This window comes from Luteibacter sp. 3190 (assembly GCF_031456385.1).
Taxonomy (GTDB): Bacteria; Pseudomonadota; Gammaproteobacteria; order Xanthomonadales; family Rhodanobacteraceae; genus Luteibacter.
Map to the genome: position 1 here is coordinate 1 of NZ_JAVDUO010000008.1, position 3,790 is coordinate 3,790.

2 tRNA genes and 2 rRNA genes are annotated in these 3,790 nt (G+C 54.6%); all 4 read left to right on the forward strand.

Annotated elements, in window-relative coordinates:
- A 16S ribosomal RNA gene (locus J2X58_RS18855) occupies nucleotides 1-360 on the forward strand; the annotation flags it as partial.
- 94 nt (nucleotides 361-454) lie between these two features.
- A tRNA-Ile gene (locus J2X58_RS18860) sits at nucleotides 455-531 on the forward strand.
- Between the two features lie 15 nt (nucleotides 532-546).
- Nucleotides 547-622 (forward strand) — tRNA-Ala (locus J2X58_RS18865).
- 190 nt (nucleotides 623-812) lie between these two features.
- Nucleotides 813-3,697, forward strand: a 23S ribosomal RNA gene (locus J2X58_RS18870).
- The last annotated feature ends 93 nt before the right edge of the window (nucleotides 3,698-3,790 follow it).

Genomic DNA, 3,790 nt, shown 5'->3' on the forward strand with positions numbered 1-3,790 from the left:
GGGGATGACGTCAAGTCATCATGGCCCTTACGGCCAGGGCTACACACGTACTACAATGGTCGGTACAGAGGGTTGCGATACCGCGAGGTGGAGCTAATCCCAGAAAGCCGATCCCAGTCCGGATTGGAGTCTGCAACTCGACTCCATGAAGTCGGAATCGCTAGTAATCGCAGATCAGCTATGCTGCGGTGAATACGTTCCCGGGCCTTGTACACACCGCCCGTCACACCATGGGAGTGAGCTGCTCCAGAAGCCGTTAGTCTAACCGCAAGGGGGACGACGACCACGGAGTGGTTCATGACTGGGGTGAAGTCGTAACAAGGTAGCCGTATCGGAAGGTGCGGCTGGATCACCTCCTTTCGAGAAACGACACGCGTTTCATCGCAAGGCTTCCACACAAGTCACCTGCACATCCACGCATGCCATGGGCATGCAACCGTAAGCGAAGCCTTATGGGTCTGTAGCTCAGGTGGTTAGAGCGCACCCCTGATAAGGGTGAGGTCGGTGGTTCGAGTCCACCCAGACCCACCACTTGAGAGCACTTATGGGGCCTTAGCTCAGCTGGGAGAGCATCTGCTTTGCAAGCAGAGGGTCGTCGGTTCGATCCCGACAGGCTCCACCAGTTCCGGTGTTGGATGTGTACGCACACAAAGATCATGTTTTGAAGCCAACCGGCACTGAGGCCGGCCTGGTGTTCTTTGAAAATCTGTAAACGAGTGACAAGCGTCTTGGTTCGAACCGAACCGAGGCAAGTGTTAAGGCGAAACGAAGTGGCTTGTGCGAATAGGCCCCGAGGCGACTTGGGGTTATATGGTCAAGCGACTAAGCGTATACGGTGGATGCCTTGGCAGTCAGAGGCGATGAAGGACGTGGCAGCCTGCGAAAAGTGTCGGGGAGCTGGCAACAAGCTTTGATCCGGCAATGTCCGAATGGGGAAACCCACCGCTCAGGCGGTATCGCATAGTGAATACATAGCTATGCGAAGCGAACCCGGGGAACTGAAATATCTAAGTACCCGGAGGAAAAGAAATCAACCGAGATTCCGTCAGTAGCGACGAGCGAACGCGGACTAGCCCAAAAGTGTCGTACATTCTAGTCGAACAGCGTGGAAAAGCTGGCCGTAGACGGTGATAGCCCGGTAGACGAAAGGGTGCATGGCATGAAATTGAGTAAGGCGGGGCACGTGAAACCCTGTCTGAACATGGGGGGACCATCCTCCAAGGCTAAATACTCCTGACTGACCGATAGCGAACTAGTACCGTGAGGGAAAGGCGAAAAGAACCCCGGAGAGGGGAGTGAAATAGACCCTGAAACCGTATACGTACAAGCAGTGGAAGCCCGCAAGGGTGACTGCGTACCTTTTGTATAATGGGTCAGCGACTTACTGTCAGTGGCAAGCTTAACCGTATAGGGGAGGCGAAGGGAAACCGAGTCTGAATAGGGCGAATAGTCTCTGGCAGTAGACCCGAAACCGAGTGATCTATCCTTGACCAGGTTGAAGGTGCGGTAACACGCACTGGAGGACCGAACCCACATCTGTTGCAATAGATGGGGATGAGTTGAGGATCGGAGTGAAAGGCTAAACAAACTCGGAGATAGCTGGTTCTCCTCGAAAGCTATTTAGGTAGCGCCTCGTGCGAACACTGTTGGGGGTAGAGCACTGTTATGGCTAGGGGGTCATTGAGACTTACCAAACCATGGCAAACTCCGAATACCAACACGTGCTACACGGGAGACACACGGCGGGTGCTAACGTCCGTCGTGAAAAGGGAAACAACCCAGACCCGCAGCTAAGGTCCCAAAGTCATAGCTAAGTGGAAAACGATGTGGAAAGGCATAGACAGCCAGGAGGTTGGCTTAGAAGCAGCCACCCTTTAAAGAAAGCGTAATAGCTCACTGGTCGAGTCGGTCTGCGCGGAAGATTTAACGGGGCTAAGCTATGCACCGAAGCTCGGGGTGTACAGGTTTTGACCTGTACGCGGTAGAGGAGCGTTCCGTAGGCCTGTGAAGGTGAGTCGTAAGGCTTGCTGGAGGTATCGGAAGTGCGAATGCTGACATGAGTAACGATAAGGGGGGTGAAAAGCCCCCCCGCCGAAAGCCCAAGGTTTCCTCGCGCAACGTTCATCGGCGCAGGGTGAGTCGGCCCCTAAGGCGAGGCAGAAATGCGTAGTCGATGGGAAGCAGGTTAATATTCCTGCACTTTTCTACAGTGCGATGTGGGGACGGAGAAGGTTAGGTCTACCAGGCGTTGGTTGTCCTGGGGAAAGGCGGTAGGCAGTGATCTTAGGCAAATCCGGGATCACTTATGCCGAGCACCGAGACCAGTCCTATGAGGACGAAGTGACTGACACCACGCTTCCAGGAAAAGCCACTAAGCTTCAGCTGTAGAAAAACCGTACCGTAAACCGACACTGGTAGGCAGGGTGAGAATCCCAAGGCGCTTGAGAGAACTCGGGTGAAGGAACTAGGCAAAATGGCACCGTAACTTCGGGAGAAGGTGCGCCCCTTGGTGTGGTCACGTGCGTGACTGAGCATCGAGGGGTCGCAGTAACCTGGCCGCTGCGACTGTTTATCAAAAACACAGCACTCTGCAAACACGAAAGTGGACGTATAGGGTGTGACGCCTGCCCGGTGCTGGAAGGTTAATTGATGGGGTCAGCCGCAAGGCGAAGCTCTTGATCGAAGCCCCAGTAAACGGCGGCCGTAACTATAACGGTCCTAAGGTAGCGAAATTCCTTGTCGGGTAAGTTCCGACCTGCACGAATGGCGTAACGACAGCGGCGCTGTCTCCACCCGAGACTCAGTGAAATTGAAATCGCTGTGAAGATGCAGCGTTCCCGCGGCAAGACGGAAAGACCCCGTGAACCTTTACTATAGCTTTACACTGAACGTTGAGTTCTTCTGTGTAGGATAGGTGGGAGGCTATGAAACCGAGACGCTAGTTTCGGTGGAGCCATCCTTGAAATACCACCCTGAAGTGCTTGACGTTCTAACCTAGGTCCGTAATCCGGATCGGGGACCGTGTATGGTGGGTAGTTTGACTGGGGCGGTCTCCTCCCAAAGAGTAACGGAGGAGCACGAAGGTACGCTCAGCGCGGTCGGACATCGCGCACTGTGTGCAAAGGCATAAGCGTGCTTGACTGCGAGATCGACGGATCAAGCAGGTACGAAAGTAGGTCTTAGTGATCCGGTGGTTCTGTATGGAAGGGCCATCGCTCAACGGATAAAAGGTACTCCGGGGATAACAGGCTGATACCGCCCAAGAGTTCATATCGACGGCGGTGTTTGGCACCTCGATGTCGGCTCATCACATCCTGGGGCTGTAGCCGGTCCCAAGGGTATGGCTGTTCGCCATTTAAAGTGGTACGCGAGCTGGGTTCAGAACGTCGTGAGACAGTTCGGTCCCTATCTGTCGTGGGCGTTGGAGATTTGAGGGGGGCTGCTCCTAGTACGAGAGGACCGGAGTGGACGTTCCGCTGGTGTTCGGGTTGTCATGCCCATGGCATTGCCCGGTAGCTACGAACGGAAGTGATAACCGCTGAAAGCATCTAAGCGGGAAGCACGCCCCAAGATGAGATCTCCCGAGAGCTTGACTCTCCTTAAGGCACCATCAAGACTAGGTGGTTGATAGGCGCGGTGTGGAAGTGCAGCAATGCATTGAGCTTACGCGTACTAATGAGCCGTGAGGCTTGACCATATAACCCCAAGACGCTTCACCGTCTTAATACAATCCTCCGGTCGACCCCGGACGCTTGTCACTCGTTTACAACCCTCTGTGGAGCCGGCGCAC